An 18,508-nucleotide genomic window follows, 5' to 3' on the forward strand; every position below is an offset into this window, starting at 1 on the left:
ATGTGCCCGAATCCGGTGACTGGTGGAACTCCTCCTACCTGATCATCTGGGGCACGAATCTGCCGATCACCCGCACGCCGGATGCGCACTTCATGACCGAGGCCCGGTACCGCGGCCAGAAGGTGGTCGTGGTCTCGCCCGACTACTCCGACCACACCAAGTTCGCGGACGAGTGGCTGCCGGCCGCGCCCGGCTCCGACGGCGCGCTGGCGATGGCCATGGGCCACGTGGTCCTCACCGAGTTCTTCAGCGACCGGCAGGTGCCCTATTTCACCGAGTACGTCAAGACCTACACCGACGCACCGTTCCTGATAACGCTGCGCGAGAACGGCGACGGCTACGTGCCGGACAGGTTCCTGACTGCCGCCGACCTCGGCGACACCGCTGAGGGAGCCGCGCACAAGACCGTGCTGCTCGACTCGGCGACCGGGCAGCCAGTAGCGCCGAACGGCTCGCTGGGATACCGGTTCACGGACTCGGGCCTGGGCCGGTGGAACCTTGACCTGGCTGGCGTCGACCCGGTGCTGACGCTGCACGGCCGGCACACCGAGGCCGTGCCGGTGGACCTGCCGCGGTTTGACATCGGCGAGACCGAGGGCGGCACCTCGGTCCGCCGCGGCGTGCCGGCGATCCGGGTCGGCGGCCGCCTGGTGACAACCGTGTTCGACGTGCTCATGGCGCAGTACGCGGTGCGCCGGCAGGGCCTGCCCGGCGAGTGGCCGGCCGGCTATGACGACGCCACGACGCCAGGCACTCCGGCGTGGCAGGAACCGATCACCAGCGTGCCGGCGGCCACGGCAGCCCGGATTGCCCGCGAATTCGCTCGCAACGCCGAACTGTCGCACGGCCGATCGATGATCGCGATGGGGGCGGGCACCAACCACTGGTACCACTCTGACGAGATCTACCGGACATTCTTCACGCTGATCATGCTGTGCGGCTGCCAGGGCGTGAACGGCGGCGGCTGGGCGCACTACGTCGGCCAGGAGAAGGTCCGTCCGCTGGCCGGCTGGCAGCAGGTGGCGTTCGCGCTCGACTGGCAGCGCCCGCCCCGGCACATGACCGGTACCTCGTTCTTCTACCTGCACAGCGGGCAGTGGCGCTACGAGGCCTTCGGGCCCGCCGAACTGGCCAGCCCGCTGGGCCGCGGCCTGTTCGACGGCCGCACGTTCGCCGACTGCATCGCGCAGGCGTCCCGGCTTGGCTGGACGCCGTCCCACCCTGCGTTCAACCGTAACCCGCTGGACCTGTGCGACGAGGCCAGCCGGGCCGGGGTGCCCGTCCCGGCACACGTGACCGGCGAACTAGCCGCAGGCCGCTTGCGGTTTGCTGCCCAGGACCCGGACGACCCGGTGAACTGGCCGCGGGTGCTGACGGTGTGGCGGGCCAACCTCCTCGGCTCGTCCGGTAAGGGCATGGAGTACTTCATGCGGCACCTGCTCGGCACCCACGACGCCGTGCGCGCTGCGGAGTCTCCGCCGAGCCTGCGCCCGGCCGAGGTCGCCTGGCGCGAGGAAGAGCCGCGCGGCAAGCTGGACCTGCTGACGGCCATCGACTTCCGGATGACCAGCACCTGCACGTTCGCCGACGTGGTGCTGCCGGCCGCTACCTGGTATGAGAAGCACGACATCTCGACCACGGACATGCACCCGTTCGTGCACTCGTTCAACCCGGCCATCGCCCCGCCCTGGCAGACCCGCACCGACTTCGACGCGTTCACCGCGATCGCCGCCGACTTCTCCCGGCTGGCCGCGGCGCACCTGGGGACGCGCACCGACGTGGTCGCCGTGCCGCTGATGCACGACACGCCGGACGAGCTGGCCCAGCCCGGCGGCGTGACGCCGGAGCCGGGTTCGCTCATCCCCGGCGTGACCATGCCCCGGCTGATCACCATCGAGCGGGATTATCCCGCGACCGCGGCGAAGATGGCCGCGCTCGGCCCGCTGACAGACACCCTGGGCTGCTCGGTCAAGGGCGTCACCTGGGTTCCGGCGCGCGCCGTGGACTACCTGCGGCACGCCAACGGAACCGTGCGAGGCGGCGTCGCCGACGGCCGCCCGGCGCTGGCCCGCGACGTGCACCTGGCCGAGGCGATCCTGGCGCTGTCCGGCACCACCAACGGCGAGAACGCCTTCCAGGCCTGGCAGGAGCTGGAGAGACGGACCGGGGTGCGGCTCGCCGACCTGGCCGCCGAACGAGCCGGGGACCGGATCACGTTCGCCGACACCCAGGTGCAGCCCCGGGCGGTCATCACCTCCCCCGAGTGGTCCGGGTCCGAGACCGGCGGCCGCCGGTACTCACCGTTCACGGTCAACGTGGAGCGGAAGAAACCGTGGCACACGCTCACCGGGCGGATGCACTTCTTCCTCGACCACGACTGGGTCGCCGAGTACGGCGAGGCGCTGCCCGGGTACCGGCCGCCGCTGGATTACCGCCGTCACTTCGGGGAGCAGGGCCTGGCCGAGAGCGGCAGGCCCGAGGTGACCGTCCGCTACCTGACCCCGCACTCGAAGTGGTCGATTCACTCCGAATACGCCGACAACCTGCACATGCTCCGGCTGTTCCGCGGCGGCCCCGTGATCTGGCTCAGCCCCGCCGACGCGGCGGCGATCGGCGTGGCAGACAACGACTGGATCGAGGCATGGAACCGCAACGGGGTGGTCGCCTGCCGGGCCGTGGTCAGCCACCGGATGCCGAAGGGCACCGTGTACATGTACCACGCCAAGGACCGGCACCTGATGACACCGAAGTCCGAGATATCGGGCTGGCACGGCGGCTCGGACAACTCGCTGACCCGGCTGGTGATCAAGCCCACCCACCTGATCGGCGGGTACGGCCAGCTTTCGTTCGCGTTCAACTACTACGGCCCCACCGGCAACCAGCGCGACGAGATCGCGGTGATCAGGAAGCGCTCGCAGGAGGTGGAGTTCTAGGTGAAAGTCATGGCCCAGATCGCGATGGTGATGAACCTCGACAAGTGCATCGGCTGCCACACCTGCTCGGTCACCTGCAAGCAGACCTGGACCAACCGGCCCGGCACCGAATACGTGTACTTCAACAACGTGGAGACCAAGCCAGGCACGGGTTACCCCCGCCGCTATGAAGATCAGGGCCAGTGGAAGGGCGGGTGGGCGCTGGACCGCAAGGGCCGGCTGCAGCTCAAGGCGGGCGGCCGGCTGCGGCGGCTGCTGTCGATCTTCTACAACCCCAACCTGCCGTCGATCGACGACTACGGCGACCCGTGGACCTACGACTACCAGACGCTGATCGACGCCCCGGCCGGCACGCTGACCCCGAGCGCGCACTCGATCTCCGCGCTCACCGGGCGGGACATGCGGGTGCGGTGGGGCAGCAACTGGGAGGACGACCTGGCCGGCGGTCCCGCGGGCGCGGCGGCCGACCCGGACCTGGCCGGGCTCGGCGACCGGGTGCGGCTGGCGTTCGAGCAGGTCTTCATGTTCTACCTGCCGCGCATCTGCGAGCACTGCCTGAACCCGTCCTGCGTCGCCTCCTGCCCCTCCGGCGCGATGTACAAGCGGGAGGAGGACGGCATCGTGCTGGTCGACCAGGACCGCTGCCGCGGCTGGCGGTTCTGCGTATCGGGCTGCCCGTACAAGAAGGTGTACTTCAACCACCGCACCGGCAAGGCCGAGAAATGCACGCTGTGCTTCCCCCGCATCGAGGCCGGCCAGCCCACGATCTGCGCGGAGACCTGCGTCGGGCGGCTGCGCTACCTGGGCCTGGTGCTCTACGACGCCGACAAGGTCCTGCGCGCCGCGGCCACGGCGGACCCGCGGGACCTCTACCACGCCCAGCTGTCGGTGTTCCTTGACCCGGACGACCCGGACGTGCGGGCCGCGGCCGCCCGGCAGGGCGTCCCGGCCGACTGGCTGGACGCCGCGCGCCGCTCGCCTGCTTACGCGCTGATCGCCAGGCACCGGGTGGCGCTGCCGCTGCACCCGGAGTACCGGACGCTGCCGATGGTCTGGTACATCCCGCCGCTGTCCCCGGTCGCCGACACGGTGACCGCGGCCGGATACGACGCCGACGACCCCGATCAGGTCTTCGCGGCCATCGAGGCGCTGCGCGTCCCCGCCGAGTACCTGGCCAACCTGTTCACCGCCGGAGACCCCGGCCCGGTCCGCCGGGTGCTGCGCACCCTGGCCGCCGTCCGCACGCTGATGCGCGCCGGACAGCTCGGGCTCGCGGTGCCTGACGGGCTGGCGGCATCGGTGGGCGCGACCGAGGCGGACCTCGCCGACCTGTACCGGCTGCTGGCCATCGCCAAGTACGACGAGCGGTACGTCATCCCGCCCGCCCACGCCGAGGATGCCGGGCGGCTGATGGCCCAGCACGAGCAGCTGTTCTGCGCCCAGCCCGGCGGCCCGGACTCCTTCCATCCCGCTGCCGCCCAGGAATTCCGCGACCGCGACGGGCGCCGCCACCTCGGCCTGTCCCCGCGGGGGCAGTCATGACCGCCGGCGGGTACAAGCTGGCCTCGGTGCTGCTGCAGTACCCGACGATGGCGCTGTTCGACGGGCTCGGTCAGCTGGCGGAGGCAGCCAGCGGGGCGCCCAGAGCCAGCCGGGCACCGTTCGGACTATTCCTTGAATGGCTGAGCCGCACCCCGCCGGAGACCGTCGGACGGCACTACGTGGAGACCTTCGACCTGCGCCGCCGCTGCGCCCTGTATCTCACCTACTACCGGTACGGCGACACCCGCAAGCGCGGCATGGCCATGCTGGCCTTCAAGGCCGCCTACCGCGGCGCCGGGTTGCAGCCGGTGCAGGGGGACGGGGAGGCGGGCGGGGAGCTGCCCGATTACCTGCCGCTGGTCCTGGAGTTCGCGGCGCTGCACCCGCGCGGCGAGAAGCTGCTCCGCGCCCACCGCGCCGACCTGGAGCTCCTGCTGCGGGCGCTGCGGGAGGTCCCGTCCCCCTACGCCCACGTCGTCGGCGCGGTCTGCGCCCAGCTCCCCGCGCTGCGCCGGCCAGACCAGGCCCTGGTGCGGCGCTTCTGGGAGTCGGGGCCGCCGGCCGAAGAGGTGGGCCTTGAGCCGTTCGCGCCGCCGGAGTACCTGGGGAACGCCCAATGAGCGGTGCCAGCGCGTGGCGGATCTTCGTGTGGGTCGCGCTGCCGTACCTGGCGCTCGGCATCTTCGTCGTCGGCCACGTCTGGCGGTGGCGGTACGACCAGTTCGGCTGGACCAGCAGGTCCACCCAGCTCCAGGAACGGCGGCTGCTCAAATGGGGCTCCCCGGCCTTCCACTACGGCACGTTCGCCGCCATCGCGGGCCACGTCATCGGCATCCTGGTCCCGGAACGCTGGACCCATGCGATCGGGATACCCGAGACGGCCTACCGGTGGTTTTCCGCCGCCGCCGGGACGCTGGCCGCGGTGCTGATCATTGGCGGGGTGGTGGTCCTGGCCGGACGGCGGCTGCTGGTCCCGCGGGTGCGGGCGACCACGAGCCCGGTCGACTACGTGGCGCTGATCCTGCTGCTTGTCATCATCGTCACCGGGGTCATCCCCACCGTGTTCGTCAACCTGCTCGGCCACGGCTACGACTACCGCGCCACCGTCGCCCCCTGGTTCCGCGGCCTGTTCAGCGGCTCCCCCGACGTCACCTCGATCGCCAGCGCGCCCGTCGTCTACCAGGTACACGCGGCGTCCGCGTGGCTGATCTGGGCGGTCTGGCCGTTCAGCCGGCTGGTGCACGCCTGGAGCGCCCCGCTGTGGTACCTGTGGCGCCCCTACATCGTCTACCGCGGCCGCGTCGCGACCCATCCGGCCGAGCCAGGCACCAGCGGCCGCCGCTGGCGCAAGATCGGCGTCCGCTACTAGACCGCGCGCAATTCCCGGAGCGATCGCCGTCGTGAGCACCGATGCCGCCAACCAGGCGCGACCCGCGGGCCGCGCGGCAGCCGCCGTCCGGGACCTGAACCCCGGCTACTTCGCGTTCGTCATGGCCACCGGGATCATCTCTACCGGGACGCTCCTGCTCGGGCCGTCGTGGCTGTCCCTGGCCTTCCTGGCCGCCGCGTGCGCCGGGCTGGTCGTGCTTGGCGCGGCGCTGGCCGCACGGCTGACGTTCTTCCGTGCTCAGGTCGCCGCCGATGTCAGGGAGCCGAACCGGGTGTTCGGCTTCTTCACGATCACCGCCGGCCTGGACGTGCTCGGGGTCCGGTTCGCGTTCGCCGGTCACCCCGTGGTGACCGCCGTCCTGGCCGGGATCGGCGCCGCCGTGTGGCTGATGCTGACCTACGGAGTGCCGGCCAGCCTGCTGCTTGCCCGGACACGGGATTCGGTGCTCGGCGGCGTCAACGGAACCTGGCTGCTGTGGATCGTCGCCACCCAGTCCCTGGGCCTGACGGCGGCGATCCTGGTCCCGGCCTGGCCATCGCAGTCCGCGCTGCTCGCCCCCGTCGCTGTCGGACTGTGGAGCGTCGGGCTCATGCTCTACCTGGTCGTCGTGACGCTGATCATGCTGCGCTGGCTGACGGTCCCGATGACGCCGGCCACGGCCGGGCCGCCCTACTGGATCCTGATGGGCGCCACCGCGATCTCGGTACTGGGGGGCGCCAGGGACCTCGGCCTGCCCGCCCGCATTCCGGTCGTGCGGACGACCGCCGCGTTCGCCGAGGGGTTCACGTTCACCCTGTGGGCGTTCGGCACATGGTGGGTCCCGCTGCTGATCATCGTCGGGTTCTGGCGGCACATCCGGCGGCACTGGCCGCTCACCTACGAGCCCACCCTGTGGAGCGTGGTCTTCCCCCTCGGCATGTACAGCGTCGCGACGTTCACCTTCGGCAAGGCAGCCCGCCTGGCGTTCATGGAACCCCTTGCCCGGTTCATGCTCTGGGTCTCGGTCGCCGCCTGGGCACTGGTCGCCGCGGCGTTCCTCGCCCGGCTCGCCCGCCCTTCCGGGCAGCCCTCATCCGGGCCGCCGGCGCCTTCTTCCGCCGCAACCGGCGGCATCGCCACGGGGCAGGAACTGCCCTGACCTGGCGCCGACCACCAGGGCGGGCACTTCCCCCCCGTGCCGGTGGTCGCGGCGGCCGCGGGCATCGGGCAGGATGGGCTCGTGCCTGGTTCGGGTGGCCCGGCCGTGCTGCCGGTCATCGATGTGCGCCCGCTGCTGGGTCGCGGGCCGGGCGCGGCGCGCGCTGACGTGGCCGGGCAGATCCAGGCGGCCTGCCGCCAGCGCGGCTTTTTCTACGTGACCGGCCATGGCGTGCCAGCCGGGCTGGTGGCGGACCTGGCCAGCGCGAGCGCCGAGTTCTTCGCGCTGCCGCTGGCGGACAAGCTGGAGATTTCCATGGAGCGCGGCGGGCGGGCCTGGCGGGGATACTTCCCGGTCGGCGGCGAGCTCACCTCCGGGCGGCCGGACCTGAAGGAGGGCCTGTACTTCGGCGCCGAGCTGCCCGATTATGACCCGCGGGTGCTGGCCGGGGTCCCGCTGCACGGCCGCAACCTGTTCCCGCGGCAGGTCCCCCGGCTGCGCCCGCTGGTGCTTGCCTACCTGGACGCGCTGACCAGCCTGGGCCAGGCCGTGCTGACCGGGGTGGCGCTGAGCCTTGGCCTGGATGGCGGGTACTTCGCCACCGGGTACACCGCGGACCCCACGATCTTGTTCCGGATCTTCCACTACCCGCCGTCACCGCCGCGGACCCGGGACTGGGGAGTGGGCGAGCACACCGACTACGGGCTGGTGACCCTGCTCGCCCAAGATGACAGCGGCGGCCTGCAGGTCGCCGTGCCCGAGGGCTGGATCGATGCCCCGCCCATCCCCGGCACGCTGGTCTGCAACATCGGCGACATGCTCGACCGGCTGACCGGCGGCTGGTACCGGTCGACGCCGCACCGGGTCCGCAACCTCAGCGGCCACGGCCGGCTCTCCTTCCCGTTCTTCCTTGACCCGGGCTTCGCCGCCGAGGTGCCGCCGCTGCCTGACCGGGCCGCCGCCGCGGACGACGGCCGGCGGCGCTGGGACGGCCAGGACCTGCGGGCCTTCACCGGCACCTACGGCGACTACCTCCTGGGCAAGGTTTCCAAGGTCTTCCCCCAGCTTCGCCGCGACGTCCTGGGATAGCTTGAGCAAGCGATTGCGTAGATTGCCTCGGGACGGCGAGTGCCCAGCGGGTTACCGATCATGGCTGGCCTCGATGCTTGCGCAGCAGGCGAAGCAGAGCCGTCGTGGGCGCGGGAGACCGCACGGTTCGTTCGGGATAGATGAAGGACCGTACCTGGCTTGGACGGCTCGTTCCCCCACGGTCAGGGTCGTCCTCGCGCGTCTGCACACTGCCTGCACGATGCACCGCTGCCGCTCATCGCTGCCATGCAGGCATACCATGGCAGCGTCGGCTGTCGCGCCTTTCCCTGACTACCGCCGCCACCGCGACCTGGCCGATCAGTTCCCCCGTCGCCCGAGAGGAGCACCCGGCGTGAATGAGCTGACCGGACGGGTTGCCCTGGTCACGGGTGCGGGCCGCACGATCGGCCGCGGCGTCGCGACCGCGCTCGCGGCGGCCGGGGCGGCCGTTGCCGTCAATGACCTCGACCCGGACTCGGCCAGGACGGTGGCTGTCGAGCTGCGGGCCGTCGGCGGGCCGACGGCCGCGGCGCCCGGCGACGTAACCGATCGTGAGTCCGTGCGGCGGATGGTCGATACCGCCGTCGAGGCTCTCGGGCCGGTCGACGTCTACGTGCACGCCGCCGGGATGCCTGTGAACGTGGAGGGCGTCAAGTTCCTCGACTCCGATCCGGACCAGTGGCCGGCCTGGATCGATCTCAACCTCTATGCCGCGATGTACGGAACGCATGCCGTACTCGGAGGCATGTGCGACCGCGAATGGGGACGGATTATCGCGATATCGTCCTACGCCTCTCGCACCGGCAGTCACAACGGTTTGTCGGTCTACGGCGCGGCCAAGAGCGGCCTTGAAGGGTTCCTGCGGCATGTGGCCCTGGAAAGCGGGCCGTTCGGGGTTACCGTCAACGCGGTGGCCCTCGGCACGATGTCGTTCCTTCGGGGCGCCCCGGCCGACCCGGCGGCGGCCGGGGCGATCCCGATGCGCCGCCTGGGCACGCCCGAGGACGTCGGCAACCTGGTCGCGTTCCTGGCCTCGGACCGGGCCTCCTGGATCACCGGCCAGACCGTGCACCTCAACGGCGGGGCGTACATGACCTGACCGGCCGCCGACTCGTGCCCGCGGCAGTTCGCGATCTCGACCGGCTAGATCGGTCTCGCCGACCTCGTCCCGCGGCAGCACGCGGCCGCCGCGGTCACGGCCCTGGACTTCGACGGCCGACTGCGCGATCCGGCCGTGTCACGCCGTCGCCCAGGCGGTGTCAGCCGAGCTCAGGCGGTAGAGTGCCGCTGCCGTGCCGTGGAACAGCGCCGCTTTCTCGTCACGGGAGCAGCCGTCGGCGATGCGCTTGAATACGTTCCACAACGTGCGATAGGAACCAGCGAGCCGGTCCGGCGGAAAGTTGCTCGCGAATAGGCAACGCCGTACGCCGAAGCACTCGATGGCGTGCGCGTAGTATTTCCTGGTCTCGTCGGCGATCTGTGCCGACGACGGGGGCGTTCTGCGCTCGTGCCAGCCGAAGCCGGCGTATTCCGTGCCGAGGCCACTGAGCTTCAGGTACGTGTTCTGGAGCCGCGAAAGCGCGACGATGTCGGCCCGCCAGCGGGGCCACAGCTCGTTGTGCCGCCCAGCCAACTCGCCGAGCCCGAAGATCCCCCCGAGATGGTCGATCACGAACGTCAACTCCGGCACCGCCTGGGCGGCAGCGACGACATCGCCCAGCTGCGTCTGCAGCGCGTACACCTCGAAGGAAAGCCCGTGTGCGGCCAGCCGGGCCAGGCCGCGCCGGAAGCCCGGATCGCGCAGCAAACCCGGATCTTCTGCCGGTTTGTGCAGCGGTGGAGCAACCATGTGCCGGATGCCGCGCAGCCGTCCCTTCCCGGCTTCTTCATGGGCGTCGAGTACAGCGTCGATGGCGTCGCCGACGGTGAGGTCGGCGTGCGCGACGATACCAGCGGCGATCCGCGTCGCGATGCCGCGCGCGGCCGCCGCGGCCGCCACGGCGACGGCGAACTCGGTCTCGCCTACTGGCCGCAACTCGGCCGGGCCGTCCGGGCGGTACCGCGAATGGCATTCGACGTAAACCGTCGCGGTGACCCGGTGGCCAGTCTCGAGGTCGGCGGCGAAGTCGTCGAGCAGATAGGTCGAGGGCTCCCACGGAACACCGGGTCCCCACAGGTGGTGGTGGGCGTCGATGATCTCAAGCCCGGGCTCAAGCACGTCCTCGAACTCGACCGCGGTCATGATCGCCCGGCCTGGCTGCCTGGCCTGCCGAGGGTGCGCGCGGCCACGTCGCCGACCTGTTCGGACGGGGTGAAGCCGAGGTCGCGCATGAGCACGGCGACCGACTCAGCGTACGTGGCGAAGGCGGTGAGCCCAGTCGTGGACGTGATCCTGTCGATGTGGTCCCGGACGTCTTCGGCCGTCAGGCCTGGGCTGACATAGCCGGAAGTCTCGGCGAACACCGACAGAGCCACCCGGCCGCCGGCGGCGGTCAGGGACTGGCCGGTGACCGCGCACTGCTCGTGGGCGAGGTACAGCGCCACGGCCGAGGTCTGATCTGGACGCAGGCTGGTCAGGATCCACCGCTTGAACTCCGACTCTGGCATCGCTTCCGCCAGCCGGCTGGCACTGCTGGGCAGGAGCACGTTGATCCGGATGCCGTGTTCGAGCGCTTCCTCGGCAAGGCAATGCGCCATCGCGACGTACGCCGCCTTGGCGGCGCTGTAGAAGGCGTTGCGCGAGATCCCGTACATCGAGGTCGAACCGACCAGCACCACGCGCCCGTAGTGCTGCGCCCGCAGCACCGGCCAAGCCTCGTCCAGCATCGCCCAGCCGGCGAAGATGTTGATGTCGAGCAGTTTCTGCAAGTGCTCGCGCCGCTCGTGGTCAAAGGGCACCCCGCCCAGTGACAGCCCGGCGTTGTGAACCAGGGCGTCAACCCGGCCGAAGTTCTCGATCGCGCACCGCACGGCGCCGCGCGCGCCGTCCTCGGTGGCCAGATCGGCGGTGTAGGCCACCGCCCGGCCGTTGTCGCGGCGGATCTCGGCCGCCACCTCTTCGGCGACGGTCGCGTCATGCCCCTCCCCGGCGATCCCGGCGCCGTTGTCGCTTACCACGACCTGGGCGCCGCGCGCGGCGAACTCCCGGCAATGGGAATAGCCCATGCCCCGGCCGCCGCCGGTGACCACGACGACGCGGCCGTCGAAGCGCAGCTCGGTCATGGCCGCACCGCCGCCGCCCGGGCGCCGCTCGCCGACGTGGGCCCGGTGCCGGTGCCGGCGCCGATGTCAGTGCCGGTGCCGGCCGCGGGTCCGAACGGGCGCGGGACGGTGTTCTGCCGCAGCTGATTGAACGGGACGTCGCGGTCGTCGCGGGGTTCCTTCGGCAACCCGAGCACCCGCTCGGCTACCGCGTTCAGCTGCATCTCGGTAGTGCCGCCGCCGATCCCGTGACTCCACAGCCGGTTCATGCCCCAGACGTGCCCCTCCGCTGGCGTCCAGGCCACGGCCCGGGGGCCGGCCACCTGCGTGCCGATCTCGCCGCGGCGAATGTCGGCGAGCCCGCTCATGCCCTTAAGCAGCGCGGCCGCGGTCGGTGGCATCGCGGCGGCCCGCATTGCCGCGGTCACCCGTCTGACAAGGAGGGCTTGCACGATCGACAGCGTCCAGCTTTCCCCGATCAGAGTGCGGACGTGCGAATCGCCCTCGATGCCACGGGCGGCTGCGAGGTTCAGGAGGCCGCGATCGACCGCAAGCCCGCCGTCGGTGCCGCCCTGATGGCTGCCGAGGTGCCAGCCGCGGCCGATGGCCGTTCGCTCGTTCTTCATGACCGTCCGCGCGACCCGCCAGCCGTCGTTCACGCCGCCGACGACCTGCTCCCGCGGTACCACGACGTCGTCGAGGAACTCCTGGCAGAAGTACTGCGTGCCGTCGGTCAGCGTGAGCGGGCGGATGTCGATGCCGGGGGACGCCATCGGCACGACGAACATGGTGAGGCCTGCGTGCTTGGGCACGGTCGGGTCCGTGCGGGCCAGGCAGATACCGTAGTCGGAGTAGTTTCCGCCGGTCGTCCAGATCTTGGCGCCGTGGATTCGCCAGCTGTCGCCATCGCGTTCGGCGCGGGTCAGCAGCCCGGCGAGGTCTGACCCGCCACTCGGCTCGGACAGCAGCTGGCACCAGATGTGATCGCCGTTGAGAATGCGCGGGATGTGCTCGCGTTTGAGCCGCGCACTGGCGTGGGTGAGCAGCGTCGGGATCACGATGTTGAACGCGTTGCCGAACACCTCGGGCATCCGGTACGTCGCGGCCTCCTCCCGCAGCACGTCCTCGTGCTCCGCGGTGAGGCCCAGGCCGCCGTACTCGACCGGCACCGATGGCCCGGTGACGCGCCCGGCCCACAACGTCCGCTGGATCGCGCGGTCGCGGGCGACGGCGGCCGGATGCCACTCAAGGTACGGCTCGTGCGGCGCCCGGCGGGGCACGTGTCCGGACAGCCACGCGCGGACGCGTTCGCGGTACGCGCCGAGGCTCTCCGCTGCCATCACGCCGCCCATCCCGCGACGAGGTCCACCAGCGAGCGGCAATGCTCGTCAGGACTGCCGAACAGCTGCTCATTGCTGATCGCCCGGCGGAAATACAGGTGAAGGTCGTAGTCCCAGGTCATCCCCAGGCCGCCGGTCAGCTGGACGCAGTCGTGCAAGATGGTTGTGGCCCACTTGCCGACGAAGGCCTTGGCCGCGCGCACGGCCACCGCCGCGTCTGGCTGTTCGTGCTGGACGGCCCTGGCGGCGTACGCGGTGACGGCGAACGCGCCTTCGAGGCGAATCCGGTGCGCGGCCATGCGGTGTTTCAGCGCCTGGTAGGAGCCGATCGGGCGACCGAACGCGACCCGGTCCCTGGTGTAGGCGACGGTCAGCTCGAGCCCGCGATCGGCAACGCCGACCGTCTCCGCGCACTGCAGGACGAGCGCCAGCTGCAGCTGGCGCTCCACGCAGCCGCGGCCGTCGTGGTCGGTGCACATCGCCGCGGCCGCGTCCGCGACGGCACCGTCGAAGCTGACGGTGGCGGTACGTCGTGCCAGGTCAAGGCACTCAAGCGGCTCGATCCGCACTCCGGGGGCAGGCGCCGGCAGCAGGAACTGGACCGGGCGGCCGGACAGCGACGCGGTCACCAGCAGGACGCCGACGGCCGGCGCGTCCACCACGTACCGGCTGATCCCGTGGAGAACATAGCCGTTCGGCGCCGCCGACGCGGTGATGCTCGCGGTCCCTGGCGCCCCAGGCGCCCCAGGCGCCCCGGCCCAGGTCCCGATCACATCTCCTGTCACGAGGGCGGGCAGGTAGCGCTGCCGCAGGTCCGCCGACCCGCACCGCGCGAGGGCAGCCGCGACGAGGTTCGTGGACGCAAACGGGCCGGGGTGCACCATGCGGCCAAGTTCCTCCGCCACGATCGTGAGGTCGACCAGCGGTTCGGCCGAAACGCTCGCGCCGCCGTACTCGGCCGGCACGGCCATGCCGTACCAGCCCAGGGCACCGCCCCGTGTCCAGGTCTCCTGGTCATAGCCCACCGGGTCGCCGATGAGCTCCCGCACTCGCGACAGCGGGCAGTGCTGTTCGAGCACACGCCGACAGGTCTCCCGGGCCAGGCGTTGCTCCGCGGTCAGCTGCCAGTCCACGCGGATCCCTTCCTGCAGGCGTTAACACATCGGCCATCGGCGAGGGCTCTCGGCTCACGACCACCATAACCGTTATTGATATAGACGTCGAGTAATTTTTTGACCATGATGGAACCGGGAAGCGAGCGAGAGGCGCCCGATGATGGAAGCAGACACTGCGGTGCGGCAGCCGGCGGGGACGTACCTGCCGTCGAGCGGTTCCAGCGACACCGATCCGTTCTCGCTGATCGAGCAGATCGGCAGCCGACCCCCGTTCTGGTTCGAGGACGGCGCGGACGCCGGCGGCGGCTACTGGGTTGTCACCCGGTTCCAGGACGCCCGCGAGGTGCAGCAAGACCCCGCGACATTCTCCGCCATCGACGCCGCCGTCCCATGGGTGGTACTCGACCAGCCGCTGCTGCCGAGCTTCGCCGATCCGCCGACGGTGCAGCGGTACCGGAAGATCTTGATCCCGCGCATGTCGCCTACGGTGATCGAGCCGCTCAGGCCGCACATGGAACGGACATGCGAGGCGATCCTTGACCGGTTCGCCGCGGCCGGGCACTGCGACGTCGTGGCGGAGTTCGCCCAGGTGTTCCCGCTCGCGATCTTCCTCGAGCTATTCGGAATGCCGGAGGACGGCCGGCCGGAGTTCATCTTCTGGACGCACAAGTGGCACCACGACCGCAAGGAGCAGCCGGCGGCGTGGGCGCGCATCCGCGAGATCGTGGCGCGCCACCTGCAGGCCAAGCTGTCCGATCCGGGCGGCGACCTCCTCACCGCGATCGCGACGGCGACGACGGGAGACGACCCGATATCGATGGACGACGCGGTCAACCTGGCGTCGACGGTATTCCTGGGCGGCCTGGACACCGTTCCGTCGCTCATCACCTGGTCGCTGCGGCACCTGGCGCTGCAACCGGAGCTGCGGGCGGCCCTGCTGGCGGACCCGGCGCTGGCCGAGAGAGCGGTCGAGGAGTTCCTGCGGATGTACTCGATCACCGATCCGCGCCGGCGGGTCACGAAGAACACCGACTTCCACGGTGCCGCGATGCGGGCGGGCGATCGCGTCGTCGTGTCGACCGCGTGCGCCGATCGCGATCCTGACGCATTCGCCGACGCCGGGCGGGCACGGCTCGACCGCCCGGTCAACCCGCACATGGCCTTCGGGCTGGCCGCGCATCGCTGCCTGGGCATCCACCTGGCCCGGCCGGAGCTGGCGACCGCACTCACCAAATGGCATGAGCGCATCCCCGACTACGCGATCGCGCCGGGCGCCCGGCTGTCGTTCAAGGCCGGCGTGCTCAGCATCGAGTCGCTCCCGCTGGTCTGGGCGGTGCCGCAAACTTCGGCCGATAGGGGCTGACCAAACGTGGGCGAAGATCGGATTGGCATCATCGGCCTCGGGGACCAAGGTGCTCCCATGGCCCGCAGGCTGATCGCCGCGGGGATACCTCTCGGGTTCATCGCCCGTCGTCCCGAGGTGGTGGCCGAGTTCTCGGCGCTGGGCGCGCGCCATTACGAGAGCGGCCGTGAGCTCGCGGAGAACATCGATGTCCTCCTCGTGGTCGTGGTCGACGACGCGCAGGTGCGCGACGTGCTGGTCGGCCAGGGCGTGATCGACGGCTTGGCGGCGGGCAGCGTGATCGTCATTCACAGCACCGTGCACCCGGACACCTGCCGGGAGATGGCCGACCTCGCCGGCCGTCGCGGGGTCGAGCTCATCGACGCGCCGGTCACCGGCGGGCCGCAGCGATCGCGCGACGGAACGCTGACGATGCCCGTCGGCTGCGACCGGCCCGAAACGTTGCAGCGGGTCCGCCCGCTGCTGCTCAACATGGCGACGACCGTGGAGCGGCTCGGCCCGCTGGGCGCCGGGGAGGCGACGAAGCTGCTGAACAACTTCTTCTACGCCGCCCACTGTGTCACCGCCCTCGACACCGAGCACCTGCTCGATCTGCTCGGCATCGACAAGAACGTGGCGGCCGCCATCCTGCCGTCCTGTTCTGGCTCCAGCGACGTGCTCCGCCAGCGGGCGACGGCCGAGATCGCGTTCCGTCCGCTCGACCACGCGAAGGGGCTTGAGTACGCGCGCAACGTGCTCAAGAAGGACGTGCGCCTGTTCCTGGAGGTCGCGCACTCCCGCGGGATCGACATGGAACGGGACTTCGGCGCGAGCATGCAGATCGTGCGGGTGTCGCTCGAACGGGGCCACCCGCCGGGGACGCCGCACCCGCAGTCAGTCACCCCGGATGGATCGCAGTGACGAGCGAGCCGGATGTTCGCGGTTGCCTCGAGCGGCTCGCGCACATTCACGCGATCACCGAGCTGAAGGCCCGGTACTTCCGGTTCCTCGACACCCAGCAATGGGATCTGTGGCGCGAATTGTTCGCTGACGACGTCCGGTTCCAGTTCCGGGAGGAAGAACTCGTGGGTGCCGACGCGCTCGTCAAGTATGTCGCGGCCCACTTGCGGGACGCGGTCACCGTGCACCACGGCCATACGCCCGAGATCTCGCTGATTTCTCCGGTCAGCGCGCGCGGTATCTGGCCGATGGAGGACATCTTGCGATTTCCCGATGGCCGCGTCAGGCACGGCTACGGGCACTATCACGAAACCTACGAGCGGCCGGGCGACGAGTGGCGCATCAAGACGATGAAGCTGACGCGTCTGCGAGTCGACGACTTTGCCCCGGGGACGGCGTGACGACATCGACCTCAACCGGGAAGCCGCTGAACACCGGCTGACCGGTGAGCGGGTCGACTCGCGGGTCGATCAGCGCGGCGGCGTTGGGCGTCCGCGATCCGTGGGTCAGCGAGACCGTCCCCCGGGCGGCGCGCTCGTCGACCCGGGCGGTGGCGACGACCGAGCCGCTCCGGCTCCGCACGGTCACCGCGGCCCCGTCGCTGATGCCGCGCGCGGCCGCGTCGTCCGGATGCACGCTCACCGCCACGGCGTCACCGACCTCCAGGCCCGCGCGCGCGGCGCTGTTGCCGCGCTGGTCTCGCGCGTACCGCACCGAGTTGTGGGCCGAGATCACGCGCCGGGACACGAAGATCAGGGCGTCGGGGGGGTCGGCGCAGTCGGCCAGCCGACCGAGTCGGCCGAGCAGTTCCCGTGGCGCGAGCCGCCAGCGTCCCTCGGGCAGGGCGTCGTGGAACCAGCCGGGTTCGCGCGGCATCCCCAGCCCGTGCGGGCCGGCCGCGATCAGCGCGTCCGCGCCACCTCGGCTGTGCGCAAGCAGCTGCCGGTTGAGCAGCTCGTCTGAGCACTCGTCGACGGGCACGCCGCCGAGGACCTCGACGCCGAGCCGGCCCGCCAGCTGGGCCCACACCCACCAGGCCGGCCGGGTTCCGGCCGGCGGGGGGATGACCGCCGGAGCGTAGCAGGTGTGGCTCTTGTTCCGGACCACGTCCGAACGCTCGAGCATGGCCGGCACCGGTAGCACGTGCGTGGCCAGCGCTGTCACCTCGTTGTCGGCGACGTCGGTGACCGCCAGGAAGTCCAGCTCCGCGATCGCGGCGCGCAGGCGGTCCGGTTCCGGGCCGGCCGTCAGCGGGTTGCCGCCGGCGATGAACAGTCCGCGCAGGTAGCCTTGCTCGATCTGGTCCGCCATCGCCACCGCGGGGTACTCCCCGAGCAGCTGCCGCAGGTCGGGACGGGACTCGGGCCCGGGCCCGTCGTCGCCTTCGGCACTGCCGTAGGACCTGCTTGTCCGGCGGTCGAACGGGATGATCCACCCGGGCGGCACCCACATGCCGCCCGCGCGGTCGATGGATCCGGTCACTACCAGGATGACCAGCCGCAGCCACTCGGCCACGAGGGCGTGCGGGCCGAATTGGACGCCCGTCCCGGTGAGAATGGCCGGCTGCCCCGCGTTCCTGACCGCGTCCGCCAGTGCGCGCAACTCGGCCGCCGGCAGCCCTGAGGCGCGGGCCGCCAGCTCGGCGTCGAACGGCGCCAGGGCGGCCCGCAGCCGGTCCAGCTCGTCGGCCCGGCAGTAGGCCGCCAGCTCATGGGCGTCGTAGCCCTCGGTCAGCAGCTGCGCCGTCAGGTAGGCGAGCACATAGGCATCCGACCCGGGCCGCACGATCAGAGCGCGGTCGGCAAGGTCGGCGGTCTCGGTGCGCCGGGCGTCGAGCACCCAGATCCGCCCGCCCCGCCGCTGGAACGCGCGCATCCGGGCCCGCGGCTCGGGCAGGTTGGTCTGGTAGCCGTGCGACACTACCGGGTTGCAGCCGATGAACAGCACAAACCGCGGGGAGTCGGCCTCGGGGACCCAGGACGGGTTGAGCTCCCAGGCCGCGCCGCCAACCATCTCGGCGGCACGCAGCAGGGGCCCGCAGTCGTACATCAGTGCGCTGTACCGCTGCCGGACATTGAGGGCGCCGAACAAGCGGTGCTGCACCAGCAGGCCGGCGCTCTCGAACGCCGCCCCCATCGAGCTGTACACACCCACGGCATCGGTGCCCTGACGCGCCCGCACGTCAGCGAAGGCGGCGGCGAGGTCGTCAAGGACCGCCGGCCACGAGGCGTCCTTGCCGCGAAGGCGCGGCCGGGTCAGCCGCCGCGGCCCATGGTGAAAGTCGGCCAGCGCCCGGCCCTTGGGGCAGGTGTAGCCGTGCGATGCCGGGTGTTCGGCGTCGCCGCGGACCCCTGCGATCCGGCTGTCCGCGACGGCCACCAGCAGCCCGCACTGCGCAGTGCAGATCCGGCAGACGCTGCGATGTTCGGCCGCAGCCGGGACCGGATCGCTCACCGAC

Annotated in this window: 15 protein-coding genes; 10 read left to right on the forward strand and 5 right to left on the reverse strand. The window is 71.1% G+C overall.

What is annotated here, in order from left to right:
• The 7 genes from Q1N79_RS17755 to Q1N79_RS17785 form a co-directional block, all read left to right on the forward strand.
• Window positions 1–2,933 (forward strand): nitrate reductase subunit alpha (locus Q1N79_RS17755; RefSeq protein WP_300610244.1); only part of this gene is annotated, 2,933 nt, incomplete at its 5' end.
• Window positions 2,934–2,942: 9 nt separating this feature from the next.
• Window positions 2,943–4,475 (forward strand): nitrate reductase subunit beta, encoded by a 1,533-nt coding sequence (gene narH, locus Q1N79_RS17760; RefSeq protein WP_300610247.1) that lies wholly within the window; start codon window positions 2,943–2,945, stop codon window positions 4,473–4,475.
• Window positions 4,472–5,095, forward strand: coding sequence for a nitrate reductase molybdenum cofactor assembly chaperone (gene narJ / locus Q1N79_RS17765; RefSeq protein WP_300610250.1), 624 nt, complete (start codon window positions 4,472–4,474; stop codon window positions 5,093–5,095). Before narH ends, narJ begins: the two co-directional genes overlap by 4 nt.
• Window positions 5,092–5,844 (forward strand): respiratory nitrate reductase subunit gamma, encoded by a 753-nt coding sequence (gene narI / locus Q1N79_RS17770; RefSeq protein ID WP_300610252.1) that lies wholly within the window; start codon window positions 5,092–5,094, stop codon window positions 5,842–5,844. The genes narJ and narI overlap by 4 nt, the downstream gene beginning before the upstream one ends.
• A gap of 31 nt (window positions 5,845–5,875) precedes the next feature.
• Complete coding sequence (locus Q1N79_RS17775; RefSeq protein ID WP_300610255.1) at window positions 5,876–7,003, forward strand: tellurite resistance/C4-dicarboxylate transporter family protein; 1,128 nt, start codon at window positions 5,876–5,878, stop codon at window positions 7,001–7,003.
• A gap of 36 nt (window positions 7,004–7,039) precedes the next feature.
• Window positions 7,040–8,092, forward strand: coding sequence for a 2-oxoglutarate and iron-dependent oxygenase domain-containing protein (locus Q1N79_RS17780; protein ID WP_300610258.1), 1,053 nt, complete (start codon window positions 7,040–7,042; stop codon window positions 8,090–8,092).
• 352 nt (window positions 8,093–8,444) lie between these two features.
• On the forward strand, window positions 8,445–9,191 hold the full coding sequence (locus Q1N79_RS17785) for an SDR family NAD(P)-dependent oxidoreductase (RefSeq protein WP_300610261.1): 747 nt from the start codon (window positions 8,445–8,447) through the stop codon (window positions 9,189–9,191).
• A 138-nt stretch (window positions 9,192–9,329) separates the two neighbouring features.
• Here the strand turns inward: Q1N79_RS17785 and Q1N79_RS17790 are convergent, their stop codons facing one another.
• Genes Q1N79_RS17790 through Q1N79_RS17805 form a run of 4 tightly spaced genes read right to left on the reverse strand, consistent with a single transcriptional unit; the run spans window position 9,330 to window position 13,766 of the window.
• On the reverse strand, window positions 9,330–10,334 hold the full coding sequence (locus tag Q1N79_RS17790; RefSeq protein ID WP_300610264.1) for an amidohydrolase: 1,005 nt from the start codon (window positions 10,332–10,334) through the stop codon (window positions 9,330–9,332).
• Window positions 10,331–11,314, reverse strand: a complete 984-nt coding sequence (locus Q1N79_RS17795; RefSeq protein ID WP_300610267.1) for an SDR family NAD(P)-dependent oxidoreductase — start codon at window positions 11,312–11,314, stop codon at window positions 10,331–10,333. The genes Q1N79_RS17790 and Q1N79_RS17795 overlap by 4 nt, the downstream gene beginning before the upstream one ends.
• Window positions 11,311–12,633 carry an acyl-CoA dehydrogenase family protein gene (locus Q1N79_RS17800; protein WP_300610269.1) on the reverse strand — a complete coding sequence of 441 codons (1,323 nt, stop codon included), beginning with the start codon at window positions 12,631–12,633 and terminating at the stop codon, window positions 11,311–11,313. The genes Q1N79_RS17795 and Q1N79_RS17800 overlap by 4 nt, the downstream gene beginning before the upstream one ends.
• A complete protein-coding gene (locus tag Q1N79_RS17805; protein WP_300610272.1) occupies window positions 12,633–13,766 on the reverse strand; it encodes an acyl-CoA dehydrogenase family protein in 1,134 nt (377 codons plus the stop codon). Before Q1N79_RS17805 ends, Q1N79_RS17800 begins: the two co-directional genes overlap by 1 nt.
• 142 nt (window positions 13,767–13,908) lie before the next feature.
• Between Q1N79_RS17805 and Q1N79_RS17810 the strand changes: the two genes are divergently transcribed.
• Genes Q1N79_RS17810 through Q1N79_RS17820 form a run of 3 tightly spaced genes read left to right on the forward strand, consistent with a single transcriptional unit; the run spans window position 13,909 to window position 16,451 of the window.
• On the forward strand, window positions 13,909–15,111 hold the full coding sequence (locus Q1N79_RS17810; RefSeq protein WP_300610275.1) for a cytochrome P450: 1,203 nt from the start codon (window positions 13,909–13,911) through the stop codon (window positions 15,109–15,111).
• A gap of 6 nt (window positions 15,112–15,117) precedes the next feature.
• Window positions 15,118–16,011 carry an NAD(P)-dependent oxidoreductase gene (locus tag Q1N79_RS17815; RefSeq protein ID WP_300610277.1) on the forward strand — a complete coding sequence of 298 codons (894 nt, stop codon included), beginning with the start codon at window positions 15,118–15,120 and terminating at the stop codon, window positions 16,009–16,011.
• A complete protein-coding gene (locus Q1N79_RS17820) occupies window positions 16,008–16,451 on the forward strand; it encodes a nuclear transport factor 2 family protein (protein WP_300610280.1) in 444 nt (147 codons plus the stop codon). The genes Q1N79_RS17815 and Q1N79_RS17820 overlap by 4 nt, the downstream gene beginning before the upstream one ends.
• Here the strand turns inward: Q1N79_RS17820 and Q1N79_RS17825 are convergent.
• Window positions 16,393–18,504: a molybdopterin dinucleotide binding domain-containing protein gene (locus Q1N79_RS17825; protein ID WP_300610283.1), complete on the reverse strand. Its 2,112-nt coding sequence runs from the start codon at window positions 18,502–18,504 to the stop codon at window positions 16,393–16,395. The two genes, Q1N79_RS17820 and Q1N79_RS17825, sit on opposite strands and share 59 nt — an antisense overlap.
• Between the last annotated feature and the right edge of the window lie 4 nt (window positions 18,505–18,508).

This window comes from Trebonia sp. (genome assembly GCF_030042015.1).
GTDB lineage: Bacteria > Actinomycetota > Actinomycetes > Streptosporangiales > Streptosporangiaceae > Trebonia.

Coding starts and splice junctions, on each gene's coding strand:
- narH (WP_300610247.1), top strand. CDS start 2,943: ATGGCCCAGATCGCGATGGTGATGAACCTCGACAAGTGCATCGGCTGC.
- narJ (WP_300610250.1), top strand. CDS start 4,472: ATGACCGCCGGCGGGTACAAGCTGGCCTCGGTGCTGCTGCAGTACCCG.
- narI (WP_300610252.1), top strand. CDS start 5,092: ATGAGCGGTGCCAGCGCGTGGCGGATCTTCGTGTGGGTCGCGCTGCCG.
- Q1N79_RS17790 (WP_300610264.1), bottom strand. CDS start 10,334: ATGACCGCGGTCGAGTTCGAGGACGTGCTTGAGCCCGGGCTTGAGATC.
- Q1N79_RS17795 (WP_300610267.1), bottom strand. CDS start 11,314: ATGACCGAGCTGCGCTTCGACGGCCGCGTCGTCGTGGTCACCGGCGGC.
- Q1N79_RS17800 (WP_300610269.1), bottom strand. CDS start 12,633: ATGGCAGCGGAGAGCCTCGGCGCGTACCGCGAACGCGTCCGCGCGTGG.
- Q1N79_RS17810 (WP_300610275.1), top strand. CDS start 13,909: ATGGAAGCAGACACTGCGGTGCGGCAGCCGGCGGGGACGTACCTGCCG.